The organism is Enterobacter sp. FW301-JW81 (assembly GCF_058788735.1).
Map to the genome: position 1 here is coordinate 1355921 of NZ_JBYTBA010000001.1, position 25314 is coordinate 1381234.

At 54.0% G+C, this 25314-nt stretch carries 25 protein-coding genes; 11 read left to right on the forward strand and 14 right to left on the reverse strand.

The annotated features are described in order from the left end of the window. Nucleotides 1-219 precede the first annotated feature (219 nt). From fabI to pdeR, 4 genes are all read left to right on the forward strand, one after another. Nucleotides 220-1008, forward strand: coding sequence for an enoyl-ACP reductase FabI (gene fabI, locus AC3WOK_RS06415; RefSeq protein WP_025756597.1), 789 nt, complete (start codon nucleotides 220-222; stop codon nucleotides 1006-1008). A 151-nt stretch (nucleotides 1009-1159) separates the two neighbouring features. Beyond that, complete coding sequence (locus AC3WOK_RS06420; protein ID WP_492354194.1) at nucleotides 1160-2146, forward strand: CMD domain-containing protein; 987 nt, start codon at nucleotides 1160-1162, stop codon at nucleotides 2144-2146. Nucleotides 2147-2234: 88 nt separating this feature from the next. Continuing rightward, nucleotides 2235-4169, forward strand: coding sequence for an exoribonuclease II (locus tag AC3WOK_RS06425; protein ID WP_492354195.1), 1935 nt, complete (start codon nucleotides 2235-2237; stop codon nucleotides 4167-4169). Nucleotides 4170-4493: 324 nt separating this feature from the next. Then, nucleotides 4494-6485: a cyclic di-GMP phosphodiesterase gene (gene pdeR, locus AC3WOK_RS06430; protein ID WP_063956620.1), complete on the forward strand. Its 1992-nt coding sequence runs from the start codon at nucleotides 4494-4496 to the stop codon at nucleotides 6483-6485. On the opposite strand, the gene AC3WOK_RS06435 is transcribed toward pdeR, so the two are convergent. Next, nucleotides 6482-7351, reverse strand: coding sequence for a crotonase/enoyl-CoA hydratase family protein (locus AC3WOK_RS06435; RefSeq protein ID WP_059309870.1), 870 nt, complete (start codon nucleotides 7349-7351; stop codon nucleotides 6482-6484). The two genes, pdeR and AC3WOK_RS06435, sit on opposite strands and share 4 nt — an antisense overlap. A gap of 193 nt (nucleotides 7352-7544) precedes the next feature. Here AC3WOK_RS06435 and AC3WOK_RS06440 point away from each other — a divergent pair, with 193 nt between their 5' ends. From AC3WOK_RS06440 to osmB, 3 genes are all read left to right on the forward strand, one after another. Next, a complete protein-coding gene (locus AC3WOK_RS06440) occupies nucleotides 7545-7727 on the forward strand; it encodes a YciZ family protein (RefSeq protein ID WP_047348272.1) in 183 nt (60 codons plus the stop codon). Nucleotides 7728-7770: 43 nt separating this feature from the next. Beyond that, complete coding sequence (yciT, locus tag AC3WOK_RS06445) at nucleotides 7771-8523, forward strand: DNA-binding transcriptional regulator YciT (RefSeq protein WP_047348271.1); 753 nt, start codon at nucleotides 7771-7773, stop codon at nucleotides 8521-8523. A gap of 263 nt (nucleotides 8524-8786) precedes the next feature. Continuing rightward, nucleotides 8787-9005, forward strand: a complete 219-nt coding sequence (osmB, locus tag AC3WOK_RS06450; protein ID WP_008501216.1) for an osmotically-inducible lipoprotein OsmB — start codon at nucleotides 8787-8789, stop codon at nucleotides 9003-9005. 105 nt (nucleotides 9006-9110) lie between these two features. On the opposite strand, the gene yciH is transcribed toward osmB, so the two are convergent. The 5 genes from yciH to pgpB all read right to left on the reverse strand — a co-directional run bounded on the left by yciH (nucleotide 9111) and on the right by pgpB (nucleotide 12760). Then, nucleotides 9111-9437, reverse strand: a complete 327-nt coding sequence (gene yciH / locus AC3WOK_RS06455; protein ID WP_047348270.1) for a stress response translation initiation inhibitor YciH — start codon at nucleotides 9435-9437, stop codon at nucleotides 9111-9113. Continuing rightward, nucleotides 9437-10174: an orotidine-5'-phosphate decarboxylase gene (pyrF, locus tag AC3WOK_RS06460; protein ID WP_492354196.1), complete on the reverse strand. Its 738-nt coding sequence runs from the start codon at nucleotides 10172-10174 to the stop codon at nucleotides 9437-9439. Before pyrF ends, yciH begins: the two co-directional genes overlap by 1 nt. 185 nt (nucleotides 10175-10359) lie before the next feature. Then, nucleotides 10360-11529 carry a lipopolysaccharide assembly protein LapB gene (gene lapB, locus AC3WOK_RS06465; RefSeq protein ID WP_047348269.1) on the reverse strand — a complete coding sequence of 390 codons (1170 nt, stop codon included), beginning with the start codon at nucleotides 11527-11529 and terminating at the stop codon, nucleotides 10360-10362. 6 nt (nucleotides 11530-11535) lie between these two features. Further along, a complete protein-coding gene (locus AC3WOK_RS06470; RefSeq protein WP_023312067.1) occupies nucleotides 11536-11844 on the reverse strand; it encodes a LapA family protein in 309 nt (102 codons plus the stop codon). 148 nt (nucleotides 11845-11992) lie between these two features. Beyond that, a complete protein-coding gene (gene pgpB, locus AC3WOK_RS06475) occupies nucleotides 11993-12760 on the reverse strand; it encodes a phosphatidylglycerophosphatase B (protein WP_063429652.1) in 768 nt (255 codons plus the stop codon). A 197-nt stretch (nucleotides 12761-12957) separates the two neighbouring features. Here pgpB and ribA point away from each other — a divergent pair, with 197 nt between their 5' ends. Continuing rightward, the gene (ribA, locus tag AC3WOK_RS06480) at nucleotides 12958-13548 is read left to right on the forward strand and encodes a GTP cyclohydrolase II (protein ID WP_492354197.1); all 591 of its coding nucleotides are present in this window, start codon (nucleotides 12958-12960) and stop codon (nucleotides 13546-13548) included. 37 nt (nucleotides 13549-13585) lie between these two features. Here ribA and acnA read toward each other — a convergent pair whose 3' ends face one another. The 6 genes from acnA to topA all read right to left on the reverse strand — a co-directional run bounded on the left by acnA (nucleotide 13586) and on the right by topA (nucleotide 21070). Then, on the reverse strand, nucleotides 13586-16261 hold the full coding sequence (gene acnA, locus AC3WOK_RS06485) for an aconitate hydratase AcnA (protein ID WP_063429650.1): 2676 nt from the start codon (nucleotides 16259-16261) through the stop codon (nucleotides 13586-13588). Between the two features lie 162 nt (nucleotides 16262-16423). After that, nucleotides 16424-16522, reverse strand: a complete 99-nt coding sequence (ymiC, locus tag AC3WOK_RS06490) for a small membrane protein YmiC (RefSeq protein ID WP_032623144.1) — start codon at nucleotides 16520-16522, stop codon at nucleotides 16424-16426. A gap of 138 nt (nucleotides 16523-16660) precedes the next feature. Beyond that, nucleotides 16661-16831: a YciX family protein gene (locus AC3WOK_RS06495; protein ID WP_048339061.1), complete on the reverse strand. Its 171-nt coding sequence runs from the start codon at nucleotides 16829-16831 to the stop codon at nucleotides 16661-16663. Nucleotides 16832-16833: 2 nt separating this feature from the next. Continuing rightward, the gene (locus tag AC3WOK_RS06500; RefSeq protein ID WP_216689425.1) at nucleotides 16834-16974 is read right to left on the reverse strand and encodes a YmiA family putative membrane protein; all 141 of its coding nucleotides are present in this window, start codon (nucleotides 16972-16974) and stop codon (nucleotides 16834-16836) included. A gap of 336 nt (nucleotides 16975-17310) precedes the next feature. Then, entirely contained in the window at nucleotides 17311-18285 is a 975-nt protein-coding gene (gene cysB / locus AC3WOK_RS06505) for an HTH-type transcriptional regulator CysB (protein WP_006175683.1), read from the reverse strand. Between the two features lie 187 nt (nucleotides 18286-18472). Next, nucleotides 18473-21070: a type I DNA topoisomerase gene (gene topA, locus AC3WOK_RS06510; protein ID WP_063429647.1), complete on the reverse strand. Its 2598-nt coding sequence runs from the start codon at nucleotides 21068-21070 to the stop codon at nucleotides 18473-18475. Between the two features lie 399 nt (nucleotides 21071-21469). Here topA and AC3WOK_RS06515 point away from each other — a divergent pair, with 399 nt between their 5' ends. Continuing rightward, the gene (locus tag AC3WOK_RS06515) at nucleotides 21470-21721 is read left to right on the forward strand and encodes a YciN family protein (protein ID WP_059309864.1); all 252 of its coding nucleotides are present in this window, start codon (nucleotides 21470-21472) and stop codon (nucleotides 21719-21721) included. 33 nt (nucleotides 21722-21754) lie between these two features. Here AC3WOK_RS06515 and sohB read toward each other — a convergent pair whose 3' ends face one another. Continuing rightward, nucleotides 21755-22801, reverse strand: a complete 1047-nt coding sequence (gene sohB / locus AC3WOK_RS06520; RefSeq protein ID WP_447855788.1) for a protease SohB — start codon at nucleotides 22799-22801, stop codon at nucleotides 21755-21757. Nucleotides 22802-23052: 251 nt separating this feature from the next. Between sohB and AC3WOK_RS06525 the strand changes: the two genes are divergently transcribed. Next, nucleotides 23053-23814 (forward strand): YciK family oxidoreductase, encoded by a 762-nt coding sequence (locus tag AC3WOK_RS06525; protein ID WP_063429643.1) that lies wholly within the window; start codon nucleotides 23053-23055, stop codon nucleotides 23812-23814. Next, nucleotides 23811-24401, forward strand: coding sequence for a cob(I)yrinic acid a,c-diamide adenosyltransferase (gene cobO / locus AC3WOK_RS06530; protein ID WP_059309861.1), 591 nt, complete (start codon nucleotides 23811-23813; stop codon nucleotides 24399-24401). Before AC3WOK_RS06525 ends, cobO begins: the two co-directional genes overlap by 4 nt. A 33-nt stretch (nucleotides 24402-24434) precedes the next feature. Here cobO and rluB read toward each other — a convergent pair whose 3' ends face one another. After that, nucleotides 24435-25310, reverse strand: a complete 876-nt coding sequence (rluB, locus tag AC3WOK_RS06535) for a 23S rRNA pseudouridine(2605) synthase RluB (protein ID WP_008502809.1) — start codon at nucleotides 25308-25310, stop codon at nucleotides 24435-24437. Nucleotides 25311-25314: the final 4 nt, after the last annotated feature.

Consider the following 25314-nt stretch of genomic DNA (forward strand, 5'->3'; position numbering starts at 1 on the left):
GCCGGGTGATATACTGGACGGATGCTGAAATTTTGCGCCCCCGCGCGTCCGCGCCCCATAACGTAGGGCATGCGTCTTCGGAGAAGAGCGAGAAAAATCGTGACACAAGGGGCTGTGAGTGGGCTATAATTTCGAGCTAATTTCGAATGATTTTGAAATACTGCCTGTAACGCTATGAATTACAAGGCAAAATAAGCAATGAATATAAGGATTAAAGCTATGGGTTTTCTTTCCGGTAAGCGCATTCTGGTGACTGGCGTTGCCAGCAAACTGTCCATCGCATACGGCATCGCGCAGGCAATGCATCGCGAAGGCGCTGAGCTGGCGTTCACCTACCAGAACGACAAGCTGAAAGGCCGTGTTGAAGAGTTTGCCGCACAGCTGGGTTCCAGCATTGTTCTGGAATGTGACGTTGCACAAGACGAAAGCATCGATGGCATGTTTGCTGAACTGGCAAAATCATGGCCGAAATTCGACGGCTTCGTTCACTCCATCGGCTTCGCTCCTGGCGACCAGCTGGACGGCGACTACGTGAACGCGGTAACCCGTGATGGCTTCAAAATCGCTCACGACATCAGCTCCTACAGCTTCGTTGCGATGGCTAAATCTTGCCGCGCGATGCTGAACCCGGGCGCAGCCCTGCTGACCCTGTCTTACCTGGGTGCAGAACGTGCTATCCCTAACTACAACGTCATGGGTCTGGCTAAAGCGTCTCTGGAAGCAAACGTACGCTACATGGCGAACGCAATGGGTCCTGAAGGCGTGCGCGTTAACGCCATCTCTGCTGGTCCTATCCGCACCCTGGCAGCTTCCGGCATCAAAGATTTCCGTAAAATGCTGGCACACTGCGAAGCGGTTACCCCGATTCGTCGTACTGTTACCATTGAAGATGTGGGTAACTCTGCAGCCTTCCTGTGCTCTGACCTTTCCGCGGGTATCTCCGGCGAAGTGGTTCACGTTGACGGCGGCTTCAACATCGCTGCAATGAACGAGCTGGAAATTAAATAAGCTGTGACTCTCTTCCCCCACGGGAAGAGAGTTTTCCCCGCACCACACCTCCGTTATTCCGTTCTGCTATTTGTTATCACCTAACAATATTTTTCCCTTTATCTGCGTTACGCCAGGATATTGATCGCCATTTTGAGATCAAGGAACGCACATGGAACAACGCCGTTTTTCCGGCAAAGGCCACTGGTACCACGAAACCCAGTCAAACCACGCGCAGACGGATGTTCTGCCTCTGGTGCCCGAAGCCGCTAACGTCGACGATCGTTTTTTGCTCGATTTAGCTTTGCCTGATGAGATTGTCGCCGCCTGTACTGGCTGGCTTGCCCCTGCCAGAGCCTTATGCCACCAGCTGTTTCCGCTCTCGATTCCCGTGAACCGCCTGCATACGCTCAGCGCCTACGATCGGCTCAGTACTGCGTTGACGGTCGCACAGGCCTGTGGCGTTCAGCGGCTTTGTAACCATTACGCCGCCCTGCTCGCCCCACTACCCGGCCCGGACTCCTCGCGCGAAAGCAACCAACGCCTGGCGCAAATCACGCAGTATGCCCGCCAGCTTTCCAGCTCCCCTGATGTCATTGATGATAAAGCGCAGAACCAGCTTGATGAGGTTGGCCTGTCACTATATGACATTGTGGTGATTAACCAGATTATCGGCTTTATAGGTTTTCAGGCGCGCGTGGTCGCGGTGTTTCAGGGGCTGTTAGGCCAGCCCGTTCGCTGGTTGCCGGGCCATCATATTCAGCCACACACCCTGCCCGCGAGCCACGAGGCCTGGGCGCCGCTTTTGCCGGTTGTCGAGCTGCGCTATGCGAGTGCGCATCAGCTTGAGTCGCTGTCCCGCTGGCAGGCAGAGCCCGCGCTTGAGGCGCTGACGCCGGTTCTTTGCCATGAGCCGTCGCTGCTCGACCTGACGGGAGAAATCCTGATCAACAGTCGCGAAGAGATTTCTCTGACTTCTCCTGCACTTTCGGCAGCGGTCGAACTGCTGACGCGCTCTCCGGACCGCTTCAGTGCCGCACAGTTTACCCCGCTCACGGATCAAGGACTCTCTGCCGAACAGGCGATCTCGCTGCTTACCCAAAGCGCGTTTGATGGCTGGCTTACGCGTCTGAAAGTCGCGTTTGGCAAAGAGGAATAACCATACTAATTACCCAAAGACCGCTTGCTGAGACAGTGAGAATCGCGTAAAACTGTCAGCCGCTCAATGGCTACGAAAATAGAACATTATGTTTCAGGACAACCCGCTGCTAGCGCAGCTTAAACAGCAACTGCATTCCCAGACGCCGCGTGCAGAAGGGGTCGTAAAAGCCACGGAAAAGGGCTTTGGCTTCCTTGAAGTTGACGCGCAGAAAAGCTACTTCATTCCGCCACCGCAGATGAAGAAAGTGATGCATGGCGACCGCGTCATGGCCGTCATTCATACCGAAAAGGAACGAGAATCCGCCGAGCCGGAAGAACTGATCGAACCGTTCCTGACCCGCTTTGTGGGTAAGGTGCAGAGAAAAGACGATCGTCTGTCTATCGTGCCGGATCATCCCCTGCTGAAAGATGCCATCCCCTGCCGCGCCGCCCGCGGTGTTGAGCATGATTTTAAAGAAGGTGACTGGGCCGTAGCAGAAATGCGCCGTCATCCTCTGAAAGGCGATCGCGGTTTTTATGCTGAATTGACCCAGTTCATCACCTTTGGTGCCGACCATTTCGTGCCGTGGTGGGTCACGCTCGCACGCCACAATCTTGAAAAAGAAGCACCTAACGGCGTAGCGACGGAGATGCAGGACGAAGGTCTGACGCGTCGCGATCTCACTGCCCTGGAGTTTGTCACTATCGACAGCGCCAGCACAGAGGATATGGATGACGCGCTCTACGCTGAAGAGAGCGCCGATGGCAAACTGCATTTGACGGTTGCCATTGCCGATCCCACCGCCTGGATTGCCGAAGGCAGCAAGCTGGATGACGCGGCGAAAATCCGTGCCTTCACCAACTACCTGCCGGGCTTCAACATTCCGATGCTGCCGCGCGAGCTGTCAGACGATCTCTGCTCGCTGCGCCCCAATGAAGTGCGCCCGGTCCTTGCCTGCCGCATGACCATCGCAGCGGATGGCGCGATTGAAGACGATATCGAGTTCTTTGCCGCTACCATCGAATCGAAAGCCAAGCTGGCCTACGATAACGTGTCCGACTGGCTTGAAAATACCGGCAGCTGGAACCCTGAATCAGACGCTATTGCCGCGCAGATTCGTCTGCTGCAGCGTATCTGCCTGAACCGCGGCGAGTGGCGTAAAACCCACGCGCTGGTGTTCAAAGACCGTCCGGATTACCGCTTTGTTCTGGGTGAAAAAGGCGAAGTGCTGGACATCGTGGCCGAGCCGCGGCGCATTGCGAACCGCATTGTTGAAGAAGCGATGATTTCTGCCAACATTTGTGCCGCACGCGTGCTGCGCGACAAGCTGGGCTTCGGCATTTACAACGTCCACACCGGTTTTGATCCTGCGAACACCGAAGCGCTGGCGGCCCTGCTGAAGAATCACGATGTGCATGTTGTTCCGGAAGAGGTACTGACGCTGCCGGGCTTCTGCAAACTTCGTCGTGAGCTGGACGCGCAGCCGTCCGGTTTCCTGGACAGCCGCATTCGTCGCTTCCAGTCCTTCGCGGAAATCAGCACGGAGCCGGGCCCGCACTTTGGTCTTGGCCTTGAAGCTTACGCTACCTGGACCTCTCCAATCCGTAAGTATGGCGATATGGTTAACCACCGTCTGCTGAAAGCGATTATCAAAGGCGAAACGATCGCGCGTCCTCAGGACGATACCACGCTGCAGATGGCCGAACGCCGTCGCCTGAACCGCATGGCGGAGCGTGATGTGGGAGACTGGCTGTACGCGCGCTTCCTGCAGGATAAAGCCGGTACGGATACCCGTTTCGCGGCTGAGATCATTGATATCAGCCGCGGCGGTATGCGCGTCCGCCTGGTCGATAACGGCGCTGTCGCCTTTATCCCTGCTCCGTTCCTGCATGCCGTGCGCGATGAAATGGTCTGCAGTCAGGATAACGGGACGGTGCAAATTAAAGGTGAAACAGTTTACAAAGTCACAGACGTGATTGACGTAAACATCGCCGAAGTCCGCATGGAAACCCGCAGTATTATCGCGCGCCCTGTCGCCTGATAACCTGTTAAATTGTCGGCCGTTTCCTTTCCGGAGGGGCCGACAATTTTTCTTTTTATCCCCGCCACAAAATCATCATTTTTTCTCACTATTTTCCCTTTACCGCCGCCCAAACTCGCCATAATTATCTACAGTAAAAGAGTGTTGTTATATTCGGTTACGTGAATTTTTATACGCTGAGTATCCTTTTTTACCCGACTCGTCTTAAGATAAGAAAACAGGGAAAAAACAATAAGTTCACTTCGGTTTTGCCGCTGTTTCGCAACGGAAAAGTCGACTGCAAATGAATAATTTGTGCGCTAATGAACAGCGGCGGGAGAAGATATGATGGACGATCTGGAGCAGAATTTGCTGTTTCGTTACATGGGGACGCACAGCCCCTGGTGGCGCCTGTCAGCTGACAGTAATGCTCTGCACCTTGCCACCAGCGAAAACGCCGATGTCACGCAGGTGGTGTCTCTGGACGATGAACAGGCCGATCTCATCCGTCAGTTAACCGTGATTACCTCCAGTATCTCCATGTCGCTCTCTTTGTACGGAGAAGATGTCCCGGTGCACCTCGTGGGGCGCAAAATTACCCGCAACGAGTGGGCCGGCACCGCGTCCGCCTGGAACGATACGCCCTCCGTCGCGCGCGATCTGGCTCAGGGTCTCTCTTTCGCGGAACAGGTTGTCTCAGAGGCCAACTCCGTTATTGTTATCCTCGATCAAAACGGCAATATTCAGCGTTTTAACCGGCTGAGCGAAGAATATACCGGTCTGAAAGAACACGAAGTGATTGGTCAGAACGTGTTTAAGCTGTTTATGAGCCGCAGCGAAGCGGCAGCCTCAAAGCGTAATATCGCCGGTTTCTTCCGTAACGGCAGCTCCTACGAGGTCGAACGCTGGATTAAAACGCGTAAAGGGCAGCGGTTGTTTCTGTTCAGAAACAAATTCGTTCACAGCGGCAGCGGTAAAAATGAAATTTTCCTTATCTGTTCCGGTACCGATATTACCGAGGAGCGCCGCGCGCAGGAGCGGCTGCGCGTGCTGGCCAATACCGATACCATCACCGGCTTGCCAAACCGCAATGCCATCCATGAACTGATTTCCGACGCCATCGCCAGCCGCGGCGATACGCAGGTTGGCGTGGTGTATCTCGATCTGGATAACTTTAAAAAGGTCAACGACGCCTACGGGCATATGTTTGGCGATCAGCTGCTACAGGCCGTCGCTCTCGCCATTTTGAGCTGTCTGGATGAGGGACAGGTGCTGGCGCGACTTGGCGGCGATGAGTTTATCGTCATGGCCACCAATACCTCTCAGGGTTCACTGGAAGCGATGGCGTCGCGCATTTTGACCCGCCTGCGCCAGCCCTTCAGAATCGGTCTGATCGAGATTTACACCGGTTGCTCTCTGGGCATCGCCCTCGCTCCGCAGCACGGAAACGACCGGGAAAGCGTCATTCGTAACGCCGATACCGCCATGTATACCGCCAAAGAGAACGGTCGCGGCAAGTTCTGCGTCTTCTCGCCCGAGATGAACCAGCGCGTGTTTGAGTATCTCTGGCTGGATACCAACCTGCGTAAAGCGCTGGATAACGATCAGCTCCTGATCCACTACCAGCCTAAAATAACCTGGCGCGGGGAGATCAGAAGCCTTGAGGCACTGGTCCGCTGGCAATCGCCGGAACGCGGCTTGATTCCGCCGCTGGAGTTTATCTCTTATGCCGAGGAATCGGGCCTGATTGTGCCGCTGGGGCGCTGGGTCATGCTCGACGTGGTTCGACAGGTGGCGAAATGGCGCGATAAGGGGATAAACCTGCGCGTGGCCGTGAACGTCTCAGCGCGACAGCTGGCCGACCAGACGATTTTCAGTGATTTAAAGCAGGCGCTAAAAGATCTTAACTTTGAATACTGCCCCGTCGACGTTGAATTAACCGAAAGCTGTCTTATTGAGAACGAAGAGCTGGCGCTCTCCGTCATCCAGCAGTTCAGCCGGCTCGGGGCGCAAATTCACCTGGACGATTTTGGTACCGGCTACTCTTCCCTCTCCCAGCTGGCCCGTTTCCCCATCGACGCCATCAAGCTCGATCAATCCTTTGTCAGGGATATTCATAAGCAGTCAATTTCCCAGTCTCTGGTGCGCGCCATCGTTGCGGTGGCGCAGGCGCTGAACCTGCAGGTGATTGCCGAAGGGGTCGAAAGTGCAAAAGAAGACGCCTTTCTGACCAAGAACGGCGTCAACGAACGGCAGGGTTTTCTGTTTGCTAAGCCGATGCCCGCTGCCGCATTTGAGCGATGGCTAAAACGATATCAAGCGCGTAAACAGCGTTAACTGGCTTTCCGCAAACCCGCCGCATGATGGCGGTTTTGCAGCATCACCAGACGCTCCATGTAGGCGATATCCTTCGGCTCCAGGCAGAACGCAGCATCAACCCAGTCTTCCGTGATGTCCATCAGTTCACTGCGAGGCAATTGCAGGACGCGCGTACGGGCGCGCAGCATCGCCCTTACGCCATTCAGTTTTGGCCGCAGCGTATCGATGAAGGTTCTGGTGGAAACATAGCTTTGTCCGGGCTCAAACAGGACATCCACCAGCCCGTGCTGTTCGTACCATTCCGCCGTATGGGATTCCCCTTTGTAGATGAGTTCCTCCGCCAGCTTCATGCCTGAACGGCGTGCGACCAGAGAATATCCCCCCATGCCGGGGAAGAGATTGAAGGCAATCTCCGGGAAACCTAAACGGGCATCGCGCTGACCCAGAACGAAATGGTGCGCCAGCGCGGCCTCAAACCCGCCCCCTAACGCACTGCCTTCGACCATTGCCAGAGAGACGGCTCCCGTATCAAACCCGCGGGATGCCGCGTGGACGCAATCAACGCAGGCGCGTGCGTACGCCCGCAGCGCTTCCCGACGTCCGTTCTGAATGCACTCGACGAAGAACTGCAAATCACCGCCCACGTTGTACATCTCGGGAACCAGCGAACCGGTTACCCAAAAATCAACCGCAAAACCAGACTGGCGAACCAGCCATGAAAAGTTCATGATCTCCTCGATTAACGCGTGGTTGAAGCAAGGACGCGGCTGGGCCCGCAGCATCATCCAGACTGTGCGTCGCTCCGCCTCGTAATACCCTGACAGCTGAGTGAACCGTTCAGTATCGGTAAACAGTGTGCAGGTAGGCTGATTGATAACGGTCATAGTCTCATTCCTCTTATAAAAAGCGCGTTGCGCGCAGTTTTAGACTAATCCACTCAATAAGCCCGCTACATGAGGGGGAATAAATTTATCACTTCCGTTTAAGTAATTTAGTTATTGTATTTTTTCCCTTCTCTTTTGATCCTAATTTCTGCATCATTGAAAATATTAACTTTTCGCGCCTGGGGGTGAGATTATGTCGACTATTGATGCACAAGCTGTAGCACAACGTATTGATACCGTGCTGGATATCCTGGTGGCAGGCGATTATCACTCTGCTATCCGTAATCTTGAGATCCTGAAGTCTGAACTCCTTGCTCAGAACGGCGCTGACGTGCCACCTGAAAACAGACAGCCCAAAGCGCCGTGGGAAGTTTAACCCCACCGTTTCCGACCTCGTTTCGCTTTATTAAATGGATGCTATGAATTCCCGACAACAACTCATTTTGCAGATGGTCATCGATCAGGGACGCGTCAGCGTAGTCGATCTCGCTAAAACGACCGGCGTGTCTGAAGTCACAATCCGCCAGGATCTTAATCTGCTGGAAAAACAGAGCTACCTGCGTCGCGCGCACGGCTATGCCGTCCCGCTGGACAGCGATGACGTTGAGACGCGCATGATGAACAACTACGCGCTCAAACGTGAACTGGCGGAATTTGCCGCGTCGTTAGTGAACAATGGTGAAACGGTCTTTATTGAAAACGGCAGCAGCAATGCCCTTCTGGCGCGCACGCTTGCCGATCAAAAAGACGTTACCATCATCACCGTCAGTAGCTATATCGCGCATTTGCTCAAAGAGACGCGCTGCGAGGTCATTCTGCTGGGCGGTATTTACCAGAAAAAAAGTGAAAGCATGGTCGGCCCGCTGACCCGCCAGTACGTCCAGCAGGTTCATTTCAGTAAGGCCTTTATCGGGATTGACGGCTGGCAGCCTGAGACGGGGTTCACCGGCCGGGATATGATGCGCTCTGACGTCGTGAATGCCGTACTGGAAAAAGAGTGTGAAGCCATTGTGCTCACCGATAGCTCTAAATTCGGCGCCGTCCATCCGTATACGATGGGGCCTCTTTCTCGCTTTAGCCGCGTTATTACTGACGAACGTTTACGCGAAGAGCACCGTAATAAACTGGAAGATGACGGTCTCATCGTCAATATTATTAAAACAACCGCCTGAGCCCTCTGTGCGCCCGAATTTCGGGCGCTCTCGCCCTTCTTTCTCTGAGATGATTCCTGGTACTTCTTTAAGAGTTTTTACCTGTTTAACTCGCCCTAAAGTCGTAAAATTAATGTTAGCGATATAACAGGAAGTGACTATCACCTGCGTGATTACGTAACGCCTGCGCGACCAGCTTTCACGGAGAACAGAATTAAGTATTCGAATCGTCTATACTTAACGTGTACATCTTTCCGTGAATCGATAATTCAGGAGAAAGTATTATGACCTTAACCAGCAAAAAATTAGCCGCCGCTGTTCTGGCAATCACTGTAGCTATGTCCCTGAGCGCATGCTCTAACTGGTCTAAACGTGACCGTAACACCGCCATTGGTGCCGGTGCCGGTGCTCTCGGTGGTGCAGTATTAACGGATGGTAGTACGCTGGGTACATTAGGTGGCGCTGCTGTCGGTGGTATTATCGGTCACCAGGTCGGCAAATAATTATTCTATAAGCCTTCCGCGGTATTGTGATATTTGAACGCATTTCAGGTCTGACATACGCACGTATATAACACGAGCCACGGCATTTGCCGTGGCTTACTTATTTTAGCCGCCCGCCAGTTTGACCTTCATGCCTTTGGCTTCCAGCAGCGATTTTATTAAATCGCGTTTATCACCCTGGATTTCGATAATGCCGTCTTTCACGGCACCGCCGCAGCCGCATTTCTTTTTCAGTTCGGCCGCCAGCTTTGTCAGCTCCGCATCATCCAGGTCAATTCCGGAGATAAGGCAGACCCCTTTTCCTTTTCGCCCGCTGGTTTGACGCTGGATGCGAACGATTCCGTCTCCCTTCGGACGCTCGGCTTTCGCTTTCGGTTCGTCGATACGCCCGCTGTCGGTTGAGTAGACCAGACGACTGTTGGAATCGGTCATTATGCCCCCTTTCTCAGCGACGCGTTGATAGCCTTAAGCGTCTCTGCCGGGTTTGCAGACTGCGTCACCGGGCGCCCGATGACCATGTAGTCAACGCCAGCAGCCAGCGCCTGCTCAGGCGTCATAATACGGCGCTGATCGCCAACTTCACTGCCAGCAGGACGGATCCCCGGGGTGACCAGCTTAAAATCCTGACCCAGCACTGATTTAAAACGCACCGCTTCCTGCGCGGAGCAGACGACGCCATCGAGCCCGCAATGCTGCGTCAGACGCGCGAGACGCTCGGCATGCTCGGCAGGTGACAACGTCACGCCGAGGTCGCGTAAGTCGCTTTCGTCCATACTGGTCAGCACGGTGACCGCAATCAGCAGTGGCGCATCTTTGCCGAACGGCAGGAGCGCTTCACGGGCAGCCGTCATCATTCTCGCCCCACCCGATGCATGGACGTTAACCATCCATACGCCCAGATCGGCGGCTGCAGCCACGGCGTGCGCTGTAGTATTCGGGATATCATGGAATTTGAGGTCGAGGAAAACGTCAAAGCCGCGCTGCTGCAGATCGCGAACGATTTGCGGTCCAAACAGCGTGAACATCTCTTTGCCAACTTTCAGACGGCAATCGCGAGGGTCGATACCGTCGACAAACGCCAGTGCAGCGTCACGCTTATTGTAATCAAGCGCAACAACAACAGGAGAATCCGTAATTATGCGGGAAGTGGAGGATGTAACAGACGTCATGACCAGCCCTTTTCGTCTATGGGCGCGCAGCGGCGCGGAACAGATAAACGGCGAGCATTCTACCTGCCGTCGCCGCAAATTGACAGAACCCATTTGCTTTCCTGCCAGGCCGGCAAAGCGCACGGAGCCTGAAGATGTGAGAGAAGAAACAGTATGTTGTAACTAAAGTGAGGGGTTTTAAAAAATTACTGCCCGTCCAGGCCACGAATTGGCTTAATGGTGGACCATGCGCGGCAGGAAGGACAATGCCAGTAGAGCGTATAGGCGGTAAAACCACACTTCTGGCAACGATAGCGCGGTTTGCTTCGCACCTGCTCGCCAACCATGTCGCGCAGCACCATCAGGCTTTCTTTGGCGCGCCCTTCTTCAGCGTCGTTCAGGTGGTAATCCATTAGCTTATGGAAGACCCGCATGGTCGGATGGCGTTGCAGCTGTCGGGTAATATAAACCTGCGCGGTGTCGCTTCCCTCATACTGCTCCACCACGTCTGAGAGCATCAGTTCCGCGGTCGCACCGGTATTCTCTTCCACGCAGCGACGCAGGAATGCCACCCACTCTTCCTGCTTGCCAAGCTGTTGGTAGCAGGTTTGCAGCATTTCCAGCGTTTCACTGACCAGCTCTTTGTCCTGATCAATGACGCGCAGCAGGCTCTCAACGGCTTTGGCGTAATCGCCACTCGCCATAAAGACACGCCCCATCATGATGGAAATACGCGCGCTGTTGCGGTCTGCGGCGGCTCCTTTCTTCAGCAATGCCATGGCTTTGTCCATGTCGTCATTGCCCATCTGCTGAAGGGCAAGCTCGCAGTAGAAATGAGCTATCTCAACGCGCTGCTTATCTTTACCCAGCTTCACCAGTCGTTCAGCCGTATCAATGGCTTTCTGCCAGTCGCTGGTAGCCTGATAAATTTGCAGCAGTTGCTGCAACGCACCGATACGGAAATCCGTTTCATCCACCAGCTGCGAGAACATATCTTCAGCGCGGTCGTACAGCCCCGCAGCCATGTAATCACGCCCCAACTGCTGCACCGCAAGGAGACGCTGATCGTAGGTCAGTGAGGCGCTTTCCATCAGGGTCTGGTGGATACGGATGGCGCGATCGACTTCACCGCGCGAGCGGAACAGGTTACCCAGGGTGAGATGCGCTTCAACAGTACCGGTATCCTCTTTCAGCATGTCGAGGAACAGATCTACCGCTTTGTCCTGCTGATTGCTCAGGAGGAAGTTCACCCCCGCAACGTAGTCGCGGGAGAGACGATTGGCCTCATCCTGTTTTGTTTGTTGCGCACTTCTGCGGCCCATGTACCAGCCATAGGCTGCGGCGACAGGCAAAAGCAGAAACAACAACTCCAGCATAGTCGATTATTCCTTCACGACCGGCACACCGGAGCTTTCCGGAATGTCGGACGCAGGCGCAATGTTATTTTCGAGTCGTTTAATTTTACGTTCAGCGCGCGCAAGAGAGACACGGACTTTTAACCAGAACAGACCGCAAACCAGCCAGCCAATGGCAAAGCCCGCAGCAAATAAGACCGCCAGCAGGCTCGACACGCGATACTCGCCCTGGGCCAGCAGATAGTTAAACGTCACCTGTTGATCGTTCTGTGCACCCAATGTGACTGAAATGACAAAAATCGCCAATACCAGTAAGAAAATGAGTAAATATTTCACATTACTTCCCGTTATGTGGTTCAAGCGAATAAAGTGTGTTCAACTCACCGCAATCAGCCTTATAAACTACCATTTTAGTGACGGGCGCGAAACGGAAAAAGTAACGCGCCAGCCATGGATTTATGGGCGAAACACGGAATATCAACCGTCAGGCGTCGCTTTGCTCCCTTTCGGCTATTTCTTCTTTCTCTTCTGGCGGTGGTGTTAGCGGGCCGCAGAATCGTTCAGCAAGCCAGGTCGCCAGCGTCACCAGCAGCCATGAAATAAGCGTAGCGACAACCAGGTCCCGCGGCCAGTGCATACCCAGCAGCAAGCGGCTGCCCATCACCCCCGTAGCCCAGACCAGCAAAATCGCGATAGTGACCGTTCGACGTCTTGGCCATAACAGCCCAACCCCCAGCAACGCCCAACTGGCCGCGAACATGGTATGACCGGAAGGAAACGCGAACCCCGTCTCTTTTTGCCAGTGCTTACGCAAAAACTTCGGGATATCCTGCTGTTCCGAAAGCTGTTCTTTTACCAATGCACCGCGATCTTTACGCTTTAAATTGTAGAACTCATCTACCGGAACATGATGCGCTTTTTCCAGCCAGACGACAAAAGGACGCGGCTCCTGAACGCGATCCTTCACCCAGGACTTTACGCCCTGGCCAATAACAATGGCAGCACCGAGGATCGCAAAAAGCATTAGCGCCGCGCGCAGACGAAAGCGCAAACACCACAGGAACCAGGCGCAGAGAAGCACGTGGGTAATGATCCCCCACGGCTGGGTGACCGTTTCCGTTATCCAGTATAACGATTTCAGCCACGTGGCGTTCTGCCCGGGCTGCCACATCCACCCTGAGGCCCATACGGCCAGAGGCATAATCAATAAAATGGCCGCACCTGCTGCCGTACGTCTGGCGATCGAAAGCATGTCTTCTCCTTTTTCGCTAAGCGCCACAATCATAACTGAAATTTATTCGCTGGGTGGAGATGTCGGATCGTGCGTTTAACGTTCATATAGCGTGGCGCCCATTAGGCGAACATGCTGAGCTTGTGGCAAAATGAACTGATACAGAAAGCAAAACAGGGCAAAGACGCGAAACGTGTCAGCCTACTCTGGAGAATCACATGCAGCTTAAACGTGTGGCAGAAGCCAAACTGCCAACCCCATGGGGCGATTTCCTGATGGTCGGATTTGAAGAACTGGCAACCGGACAGGATCATGTCGCGCTGGTGTACGGCGACATTTCAGGACAGACGCCGGTGCTGTCCCGCGTACACTCAGAGTGTCTTACCGGCGATGCGTTGTTCAGCCTGCGCTGTGATTGCGGTTTCCAGCTGGAAGCGGCCCTTTCTCATATTGCTGAAGAAGGTCACGGCGTACTGCTTTATCACCGTCAGGAAGGCCGTAATATTGGCCTGCTGAATAAAATCCGCGCTTACGCGCTTCAGGATCAGGGCTACGATACCGTTGAAGCGAACCACCAACTCGGCTTTGCCGCTGACGAACGTGACTTCACCCTGTGTGCCGATATGTTCAAGCTGCTGGGCGTGGATGAAGTTCGCCTGCTGACCAATAACCCGAAAAAAGTGGAGATCCTGACCGAAGCCGGGATCAATATCGTTGAGCGTGTCCCGCTGATTGTCGGCCGTAACCCGAAAAACGCCCATTATTTAGATACCAAAGCGGCCAAAATGGGCCATCTCCTGAACGAGTAAACGTTAAAAGCCCGGCACGGGTGCCGGGCTCGCTTCATCAATCCAGCATCTTGCGAATCACATAATGTAAAATGCCGTCGTTCTGGTAATAGGTCAGCTCGGTTGCCGTATCGATACGACACCGGCATTCCAGCACCTCGGTTTTCCCGTCAGCCCGCGTTAACTTCACCGGCACCGTTTTACCCGGCTTCAGGTTTTGCAGATCGCTGATATCAATCTGCTCTTCTCCGGTCAGGCCCAGCGTTTTGCGCGTCACGCCCTGCGGGAACTCAAGCGGCAGGATCCCCATACCGATCAGATTCGAGCGGTGAATACGTTCGAACGATTCGGCGATAACCACACGAACACCCAGCAGGCGCGGACCTTTCGCTGCCCAGTCACGGCTTGAGCCGGAACCGTACTCCTTGCCAGCGATCACCGCCAGCGGCGTTCCTTCCTGCTGATATTTCACGGCCGCATCATAAATCGACACGACTTCCGTCCCCGGCAGATGGCGCGTCATGCCTCCTTCAATACCCGGTACCATTTCGTTACGAATGCGGATGTTGGCAAACGTGCCGCGCATCATGATTTCATGGTTACCGCGGCGCGAACCGTAGGAGTTAAAATCACGGCGTTCCACCCCCCTGCTTTGCAGATAGCGGCCTGCCGGGCTATCGGCTTTGATGCTCCCCGCCGGAGAGATATGGTCGGTCGTGACCGAATCCCCCAGCATCGCCAGGATGCGCGCGCCGTGGATATCCTTAAGCGGTGCCGGCTCGGCCAGCATCTCATCAAAGAACGGCGACAGACGGATATAGGTCGAGTCATCCTGCCAGTCATAGGTATCCGAACCTGCGACGTTAATGGCTTTCCATTCCGGCGTACCTTCAAAGACTTCCGCATACTCTTTGCGGAACATTTCGGTCGAGACCTTTTCAACGGCCAGGGCGATTTCACGCGATGACGGCCAGATATCTTTCAGGTAGACAGGGTCATTCTTGCGATCGTGACCAATCGGATCGGTCACCAGGTTGATATTCATGTTCCCTGCCAGGGCGTAAGCCACCACCAGTGGCGGCGAGGCGAGCCAGTTGGTTTTTACCAGCGGATGAATTCGCCCTTCAAAGTTTCGGTTACCGGAAAGGACTGCGCCAACCGTCAGATCGCCCTGCTTGATTGCAGTTTCAATGGGTTCAGGCAGCGGACCGGAGTTACCGATACAGGTCGTACAGCCGTAGCCGACGAGATTAAAGCCCAGTTCGTCGAGGTACGGCGTCAGCCTGGCCTGGGCCAGGTAATCCGACACCACCTTGGAGCCCGGTGCCAGCGAGGCCTTGACCCACGGCTGAGGTTTTAGCCCAAGCTCTACCGCTTTTTTAGCCAGTAAACCGGCCGCCATTAACACGCTGGGGTTCGAGGTATTGGTGCAGGAGGTAATGGCTGCGATAACCACCGCCCCGTCCGGAAGCTGATACTGATGACCGTTCAGAACATAGTCGATTGGACGATGGTCTTTCTTCGCCACGTTCACTTCCAGCTCATTGCTGGCAGCGAACGCTTTCGGCACGTCAGTTAGCGCAACCCGATCCTGAGGACGTTTAGGCCCGGCGAGGCTCGCCTCGACGCTGCCCATATCGAGCTCAAGCGAACTGGTGAAGACCGGTTCATCGCCCGGATTTCGCCACATGCCCTGCGCTTTGGTATACGCCTCCACCAGCGCCACCTGCTCTTCGCTACGACCGCTAAGGCGCATGTACTCCAGCGTAACGTCATCGATAGGGAAAAAGCCGCAGGTTGCACCATATTCCGGCGCCATATTGGCGATGGTGGCGCGGTCGGCCAGCGGCAGCGAATCCAGGCCGTCGCCGTAGAATTCAACAAACTTGCCTACCACACCATGCTTGCGCAGCATCTGGGTGACGGTGAGCACCAGATCGGTAGCGGTAATGCCTTCAGACAGTTTACCGGTAAGCTTGAAGCCCACCACATCCGGGATGAGCATGGAAACCGGCTGGCCGAGCATGGCGGCTTCCGCTTCAATACCGCCGACACCCCAGCCCAGCACACCCAGACCGTTGATCATGGTGGTATGGGAGTCCGTGCCCACCAGCGTGTCCGGATAGGCCACCCACTCTTTATCCTGCAGTTCGCTCCAGACGGCTTTGCCCAGATATTCAAGGTTAACCTGGTGACAAATACCGGTACCCGGTGGAACCACGCTAAAGCGGCTGAACGCCTGTTGCCCCCACTTCAGAAATACGTAGCGCTCGTGGTTACGCTCCATCTCCAGACGCACGTTCTCACCAAAGGCATCATCGTCGCCGAAGTGGTCAACGGTGACGGAGTGGTCAATGACGAGGTCAACAGGGGAAAGTGGATTCACTTTTGCCGTATCACCGCCGAGACGCTTAACGGCCTCGCGCATCGCGGCTAAATCAACCACGGCAGGAACGCCAGTAAAGTCCTGCATCAGGACCCTCGCCGGGCGGTAGGCAATTTCTCTGTCGGCATGGGCATTCTCAAGCCACCCGGCCAGCGCCTGGATATCGTCGAGGGTAACGGAGTCACCGTCCTGCCAGCGTAACAGATTTTCCAGTAAAACCTTCAATGACTTGGGTAAACGCGAAATGTCCCCAAGCGTTCTGGCAGCCAGCGGCAGGCTGTAGTAATGCCAGGTTTTATTTTCTGCCTGTAATGTGTCCTTACTGGCTTCGCGTAGGGTTAACGACATAAGCTCCTCCTTAATCACAGAGATGCCCTGACAATTATCAGGGCCGTAATTAAAGATAACACAAAGATGTCGTAACGTTTTGATAACAACCCAAATTGATAAATTTCGGATTGGTCCAGAGGGGGAGAAACAAAAAACCCCGCCGTAGCGAGGTTTTACAATTTAGTGGAGGGCCAACCAGATGAGCTGACTCCAGAACAGAATCGACACGGTAAAAACGCCGATCCATGACCAGTATTTGTGAGACGTCATGTTATTCATCATAGGGACACCAGGCATTATTTATAAAAAGTTCCGAGGTTAGACCTCAGTGCTGTATTGCTGATGTGTATTTATTAAAGAGTACAAAAGTGCAGAGTCGTTATTCACACTATTTGCACCATTAGGCAATAAACTAAATTATTGTTTTTTGGGTTCGTCTTCTGCGAACACATCAATAAACGCTTGCTGCTGCGGCGTCAGTTTCCAGGACGCGGGTACAACAGTCGCAGGTGCTTTACGCCCTCTGTGACCATTGTCACGATGCTGACACATCTGTTTTACCGTTGCTGTACGAACCGTCACTGCCATATTTAACCCCAATATTTCCAGGCCAGGAGAGCAACTGCCACCCAAAACAGGGCGGAAACGAGAAAGACCGCCAGCCAGGCTTTACGCTTGAGCGCAGGATCCCTTTGCGGTTCTTCACTTCCTGAAGGCATTGCTAACCTCATACAATCGATATCGCTTATCATTTAGGACCAAACAATTGGTACAATTAATCATCTGTTGAGATAAATCCTAAAGAAACTTTAGCCGAAAAGCCAGTGAATTTACGCACCGGCACCCAGGAAATATTCATTCTTTTGACCAGAAATAAATAATTGAAAAGAAAAATTTGCGTAGCCGTTAATTAGTTTCTACTTTTGTCGCCAATTCACGACATTATAACCACACCAATTAAAAGGATACTGACATTATATGACAGGAAGCGTAGATGAAGATAATTCTAATTTAGCTTTGAGGGGTTATTTCGGTATCTTTCCGTGAGGGAAAGATACCGGGTGTGATTATTTTGCAGGGAGTTTGATATCTTTAAACATCTCTTCGATATCTTCATTTGAACGTAATGCAACGGCGGTATCAACCACGTCACGTGTTAAATGAGGGGCAAAGCGCTGAATAAAATCATACATATAGCTACGCAGGAAGGTGCTGCGGCGGAACCCAATTTTTGTGGTGCTATGGCTGAAAATATCATGCGCGTCAAGGCGCACCAGGTCAGGGTCTGACACCGGGTCGACCGCCATGCTGGCAATAACGCCCACCCCCAAACCAAGCCGAACATAGGTCTTAATAACGTCGGCATCGGTAGCGGTAAAGACAATACGCGGCGTTAATCCTGCCCGGTTAAAAGCCGTATCAAGCTCAGACCGCCCGGTGAAGCCAAACGTATAGGTCACTAAAGGATACTGTGCCAGCTCTTCGATAGTCACCGACCCCTTGCCTGCCAGCGGGTGATCGGGCGTCACGACAATCGAACGGTTCCAGTGGTAGCACGGGAGCATTACCAGATCGTCATACAGGTGAAGGGCTTCCGTCGCGATAGCAAAGTCCGCGTTGCCCTTCGATACCGCCTCCGCAATTTGCGTTGGCGAGCCCTGATGCATATGCAAAGAGACGCGGGGATAGCGCTCGATAAAGCCCTTAATAACACCCGGCAGCGCATAGCGCGCCTGAGTATGCGTGGTGGCAATATACAGCGAGCCTTTATCCGGCCAGGTATGCTCCCCTGCGACAGACTTAATCGCATCGACTTTAGAGAGGACTTCCCGCGCGATGCGGATGATTTCCTGCCCTGCTGGCGTCACCTGGGTGAGGTGTTTCCCGCTGCGGGCAAATATCTGGATACCTAACTCATCCTCCAGCATACGAACTTGTTTGCTGATGCCCGGCTGAGAGGTATATAACCCCTCGGCGGTGGAAGAGACGTTAAGGTTGTGATTCACCACCTCAACGATATAACGAAGCTGCTGTAATTTCATGCCAGACCATCCGATTTAGCGCACGCGGTCAATCGCTTAAGACGATTTAATAATAAAAAACAGGTTAACTATAACCACTATATCATTTATAGCCTGACTGTATAGTACGGAACAAAAAATAATAACAAGGCAATAAAAAAGGGCCGGAAGTCCGGCCCTTTTACAGGTAAGTTACGGTAAGGGAAGATTATTTCTTGCCTTCAACCCATTTGCCATCGACAAAGAAGGCTGACCATCCGGTCGCTTTACCCTCTTTTTCCGCCGCAACATACTGCTGCTTGGTTTTACGGCTAAAGCGCACCACGGTTTTGTTGCCTTCCGGATCCTGCTGAGGCGCGTCGGCCAGATAGCGCAGTTTCTCAGGCAGACGATCGCGGAAACGATGCAACTCTTCAACCAGCGGCGCGCGCGTTTCACGCGATTTTGGGAAGGTGTTGGCGGCCAGGAAGACACCCGCAGCGCCGTCACGCAGCACGAAGTACGCGTCGGATTTCTCACACGGCAACTCAGGCAGCGGAACCGGATCTTCCTTCGGCGGCGCCACTTCACCGTTACGCAGAATTTTACGCGTGTTTTTACACTCGTCGTTGGTGCACGCCATGTACTTACCGAAACGCCCCATTTTCAGGTGCATTTCAGAACCACACTTCTCGCACTCCACAATCGGGCCGTCATAGCCTTTAATGCGGAACTCACCCTCTTCGATCTCATATCCATCACACGTTGGGTTATTACCGCACACGTGCAGTTTACGTTTTGGATCGATCAGGTAGCTGTCCATTGCCGTGCCGCATTTTTTGCAGCGGCGTTTGGCACGCAGAGCGTTCGTTTCCGCATCGTCACCTTCCAGCACGTTGAGAACTTCATTCTCAGGCACCAGGTTGATGGTGGTTTTGCAGCGCTCTTTTGGCGACAGCGCGTAGCCGGAGCATCCGAGGAAAACGCCCGTCGTGGCAGTACGGATCCCCATCTTACGGCCACAGGTTGGGCAGTCGATGCTGGTCAGTACCATCTGGTTAGGCAGCATGCCGCCCTCTTCAGGATCTTTCTCCGCTTTTTCAAGCTGGTCGGTAAAGTCGCTGAAGAAGCTATCGAGCACCTTTTTCCATTCCGCCTGATGGCTGGCGACCTGGTCGAGGCTGTCTTCCATTTGCGCGGTGAAATCGTAGTTCATCAACTCGCGGAAGTTGGCTTCCAGACGGTCAGTGACGATCTCACCCATTTTTTCCGCGTAGAAACGACGGTTTTCAACACGTACGTAGCCACGGTCCTGAATCGTCGAGATGATGGATGCGTAGGTTGACGGACGACCGATACCGCGTTTCTCCAGCTCTTTTACCAGAGAGGCTTCGCTGAAGCGCGCAGGCGGCTTAGTGAAATGCTGAGCCGGGATCAGTTCAACCAGAGACAGTTCGTCACCTTTGTTAACCGCCGGCAGCGTTCTGTCTTCATCACCTTTACGCAGCGCTGGCATGACTTTCGTCCAGCCGTCGAAACGCAGGATACGACCGCGCGCCTTGAGGCGGAAATCACCCGCACCGACGGTCAGCGTGGTGGAGTCGTACTGCGCTGGCGTCATCTGACACGCAACGAACTGGCGCCAGATCAGCTGATACAGCTTCTGGGCGTCGGCTTCCATGTCTTTCAGCGATTCGGCTAACACAGAGACATCGGAAGGACGAATCGCTTCGTGCGCTTCCTGAGAGTTCTCTTTGCTGGCGAACTGGTTAGCAGTTTCCGGCAGGTATTTCTTACCGAAGTTGTCACCAATGTAACCGCGCACCATGTTCACCGCGTCCTGGCTCAGGTTGGTTGAGTCGGTACGCATATAGGTGATGTAACCCGCTTCATACAGGCGCTGGGCCATCATCATGGTTTTCTTCACGCCATAGCCCAGACGCGTGCTTGCAGCCTGCTGCAGCGTCGAGGTAATAAACGGCGCACCAGGCTTACTGCTGGTCGGTTTGTCTTCTCGTTCCAGCACCTGATAGCGCGCTTTTTCCAGCAGCGCTACGGCGGCCATGGTCTGGTCGCGGTTTTCAGGACGGAAAGGCTTGTCGTTCTGGTGGCTTACCTGCAGCGGCAGAGCGTCGCCGCCCGGCGTGGTCACATTGGCATCGACTTCCCAGAACTCTTCCGGCACGAAGGCTTTAATTTCGCGTTCACGCTCAACGACCAGACGCACTGCGACCGATTGCACACGACCTGCGGACAGCCCACGGGCAATCTTTTTCCACAGCAATGGAGAAACCATGTAACCCACTACACGGTCCATAAAGCGACGTGCCTGCTGTGCGTTTACACGGTCGATATTCAGCTCGCCCGGCTTTTCAAAAGCCTGACGAATCGCATTCTTCGTAATTTCATTAAACACTACACGGCTGTAGCGTTTGTCATCACCACCGATCACTTCCCGCAGGTGCCACGCAATGGCTTCCCCTTCGCGGTCAAGGTCGGTTGCGAGATAGATGTGGTCTGCTTTTTCAGCAAGCTGCTTCAGCTCGTTAACGACTTTTTCTTTCCCGGGCAGCACTTCATATTGTGCATCCCAGTTGTGCCATGGGTTAACACCCATGCGGTTGACAAGCGCGCTACGTTCATCCTTTTTAGGCTTTTTAGCCCCTTTGGTGGAGGTAGAGTCTGCGCTCTTTTTGCTGGCTGAGCCACTGGTCGGCAAATCGCGGATATGACCGACGCTGGACTTAACCACGTAGTCATTACCCAGATACTTATTGATCGTTTTGGCTTTTGCCGGGGACTCAACGATGACGAGAGCTTTACCCATATTCACCTTTACCTAATTTAATTCTTCCAGGAATACGCCGCACGTTGATTTCCCTTCCGCTGACGACGAGCCAATGATATTGCGACTGCGTCAGGAGATATCAACCCCTTTGACTTACTGAGCGTCAAACAAAAAACGCCCAGGTGATTGAGTTTTCGGGTATTTTTCTCACATCTCGTGTAATTCGTGACGAATTCCAGGTTGAATGTCAAGCAATTCTGTTGCCAGAATGACGAAAGCGCACACTCTACCTGATAAAATTCGTTACGCAACTTTATTAGCATGCAAAAGCAAATCCTGCCAGCCAGGTCCCGGTACCTTATCCCCTCACATTACAGGGAAAATTTGCCCCCAAAGCGCCCTCGGCGTAGACTATTGTCACTGTTTAAGGAGTGGATTATGCAGAATACGACCCAACCTATTGACCGAGCCTCTCTGCTTATCGAAGCAAACAAGCTTATCCGTGACCATGAAGATACGCTGGCGGGCATTGAAGCCACCGGCGTAGAGCAGCGTAATGGGGTGCTGATTTTCAGCGGCGAATACTTCCTTGACGAACAGGGGTTACCAACCCCGAAAAGCACCGCCGTGTTTAACATGTTTAAATACCTGGCGCATACGCTTTCAGAGAAATATCACCTGATCGATTAATGCAAAACGCGAGGCATATGCCTCGCGTTTTGTTTACAGCAGCGGTTTTTGTCCGCGCTGCAGCCAGCGGAGCAGCAGGCGGTCCGCACTCTCTGCCGCACTGTTGGTAAAGCGATCCAGCAGTCGCTTACGCTGGGTAAAGCGCACACCAACCAGCTCCCGGCCTTCCATCAGGTTGAGCAGCAGGTCGTCGCTGGTCCCGACTTCATCCACCAGCCCCTTCTCCTGCGCCTGGATCCCGTACCAGTGCTCACCCGTCGCCACCTGTTCGATATCAAGCGCTGGGCGCATCCGGTGCACAAAGTCTTTAAAGAGGTGATGCGTTTCGTTGAGATCTTCACGGAATTTTTGACGCCCTTCTTCCGTATTTTCCCCCAGCAGCGTCAGGGTGCGTTTGTACTGGCCCGCCGTGTGAAGTTCGATATCAATCTCTTTATTTTTCAGGAAGCGGTTAAAGTTCGGTATTTGTGCAACCACGCCGATTGAACCAATAATGGAGAACGGCGCGGCAACAATTTTGTCCGCCACGCAGGCCATCATATACCCCCCGCTCGCCGCCACTTTATCCACGGCAACGGTCAACGGGATCTGTTTTTCACGCAGGCGCTGCAGCTGCGAGGCTGCCAGCCCATAGCCATGAACTACACCGCCCGGGCTTTCAAGACGCACAACAACCTGATCCTGCGGGGTCACCACGGCCAGAACGGCGGTGACCTCTTCCCGCAAAGAGGAAACTTCATGTGCATCCATACTGCCCTTAAAATCGAGCACGTAAACGCGTGGCGCGGCCTTATCCTGCGGCACGTTGAGCTTCGCTTTTGCCTTTGCCGCTTTGGCATCCTGTTTATGCTTTTTCTTCTGTGCCTTCAGCCACAGTTTCTGTTGATGACTATCAAGCAGCGCGAGAGACATCTCTTCTTGCATCTCTTTATACTGCTCGCTCAGGCGGGTGATGCGTAACTCCCCACGCTGACGCTTACGCTGCGTCAGGTTGACAATCAGAACGGCAATCACCGCAATGGCAATCACCACCGTTGCGATTTTGGCCAAAAACAACCCATATTGAGAAAGTAATTCCACGCGTTCCACCTTGATTTAACCACGAATCTTTCACGGCAGTGTACAACAGCCCTGCCCATGCGTCTCGCTCGTGACATTACCTCTGCGAGCCGCCTTCAGGAATCCCCGGCATGTAGTTTAAATATTTGCAAATTGTTAATTTTACAGTAATGCGTCCTGTAGACTGATTGAATTCTCATGCTAATTCGGGCATAAAGCCGAAAAGTCATTATGAAGGTGCCACTGAATCACCGGGCACCTGAGGAGCCACCGTGCATTATCAACCGCAAAAAAATCTGCTGCAGAACCGGATCATTCTTGTCACCGGTGCCAGCGATGGGATTGGCCGCGAGGCAGCCCTGACCTACGCCGAGTACGGCGCGAACGTTATTCTGATAGGGCGCAACGAAGAAAAACTGAAAAGCGTCGCTCAGGAGATTGAGGCCGCATACGGCACTCCGGTTCCGTGGTATACGCTCGATTTACTTACCTGTACGCCCGCGGAGTGTCAGGAATTAGCCCGACGCATCAGCACCCACTATCCACGGCTCGACGGCGTGCTGCATAACGCCGGCCTGCTTGGAGAGGTGCGGCCAATGGATGAACAGGATCCGGATATCTGGCAACAGGTGATGCAGGTTAACGTCAACGGCACGTTTTTCCTCACCCAGGCATTGCTTCCTTTATTACTCAAATCCGAGTCAGGCTCCCTGGTCTTTACCTCCTCCAGCGTAGGCCGCGAAGGGCGCGCAAACTGGGGTGCTTATGCCGTATCAAAATTCGCCACCGAAGGCATGATGCAGGTGCTGGCGGAGGAGTATCAGAGCCGTCATCTTCGCGTGAACTGCATTAACCCGGGCGGTACGCGCACCAAAATGCGCGCCAGCGCGTTCCCGAGCGAAGATCCGCAGAAGCTGAAAACCCCGGCCGATATTATGCCGCTCTATCTCTGGCTGATGGGCGACGACAGCCGCCGCAAGACCGGGATGACCTTTGACGCCCAGCCGGGCCGTAAACCGGGAATTTCGCAATGAGTGAAGAACGTCATCAGCAGCGCCAGCAGCGTCTGAAAGAACAGGTCGACGCACGCGTCGCGGCAGCGCAGGACGAGCGTGGGATCGTCATCGTGTTTACCGGCAACGGCAAAGGGAAAACCACTGCCGCGTTTGGTACTGCCACCCGCGCGGTTGGCCATGGGCAGAAAGTCGGCGTTATCCAGTTTATCAAAGGCGAATGGCCCAACGGCGAACGAAATTTACTTGAGCCTCACGGCGTAGAGTTTCAGGTGATGGCGACCGGGTTTACGTGGGACACGCAGAACCGGGAAACCGATACCGCAGCCTGTCTCGCCGTCTGGGAGCACGCCAAAAGAATGCTGACTGACCCCACGCTGAATATGGTTCTGCTGGATGAGATAACGTACATGGTCGCCTACGACTATCTGCCGCTGGAGGCCGTGCTGACAGCCCTGAAAAACCGCCCAGCGCATCAGACGGTTATCGTCACGGGGCGCGGGTGTCATCGGGATATTCTGGAGCTGGCAGATACCGTCAGCGAACTGCGTCCGGTGAAACACGCCTTCGATGCGGGCATCAAAGCGCAAATCGGGATTGATTATTAAAAAAAAGCCCGGTCACTGACCGGGCTTTCGTTTTTAACCGTTGTTGTTACGGCTGCCGGAGCGGCGGTTGCTGCTCACCTGGCTGTGGCGCTTCACCGCACGGCGAATCTGATTCGCCTTCATGCGACGACGATCTTTCTCTACCGCCACTTTAGATGTGGTTTCTGGCGTCAGGCCAACCAGCTCGCGCAGGTAGTTGGTTTGCGTCAGATCCAATTCGGTATAGCCACCACGCGGCAGACCTTTTGGCAGCAGAATGTCGCCGTAGCGGACGCGGATCAGACGGCTAACCTGGACGCCCACCGCTTCCCAAAGACGACGCACCTCGCGGTTACGGCCCTCGGTCAGCGTCACGTTGTACCACTGGTTAATGCCTTCCCCACCGGTAAATTTGATGGTTTTGAACGCCGCAGGACCGTCTTCCAGCTGAACGCCGCGCGACAGATCGCGCAGTTTATTTTCATCAACCTGGCCAAATACACGCACGGCGTATTCGCGTTCCACTTCACGGCTCGGGTGCATCAGACGGTTCGCCAGTTCACCATCGGTGGTAAACAGCAGCAGACCGCAGGTGTTCACGTCCAGACGACCGACGGCAATCCAGCGAGCGCCACGCAGTTTTGGCAGACGGTCAAACACCGTCGGGCGACCTTCCGGGTCGTTGCGGGTGCACAGCTCGCCTTCCGGCTTGTAGTAAGCCAGCACGCGGCAGATCTGCTCAGCGGATTCTTTTACGGAGATAAGATGACCGTCGATGCGGATCTTCAGCCCCGGTACGATTTCTACGCGGTCGCCCAGCGTGGCGATTTTACCGTCCACACTCACGCGGCCCGCTTCAATAATGGCTTCGATTTCACGGCGTGAACCGTGGCCGGCGCGCGCCAGCACTTTCTGTAACTTCTCGCTCATTGAG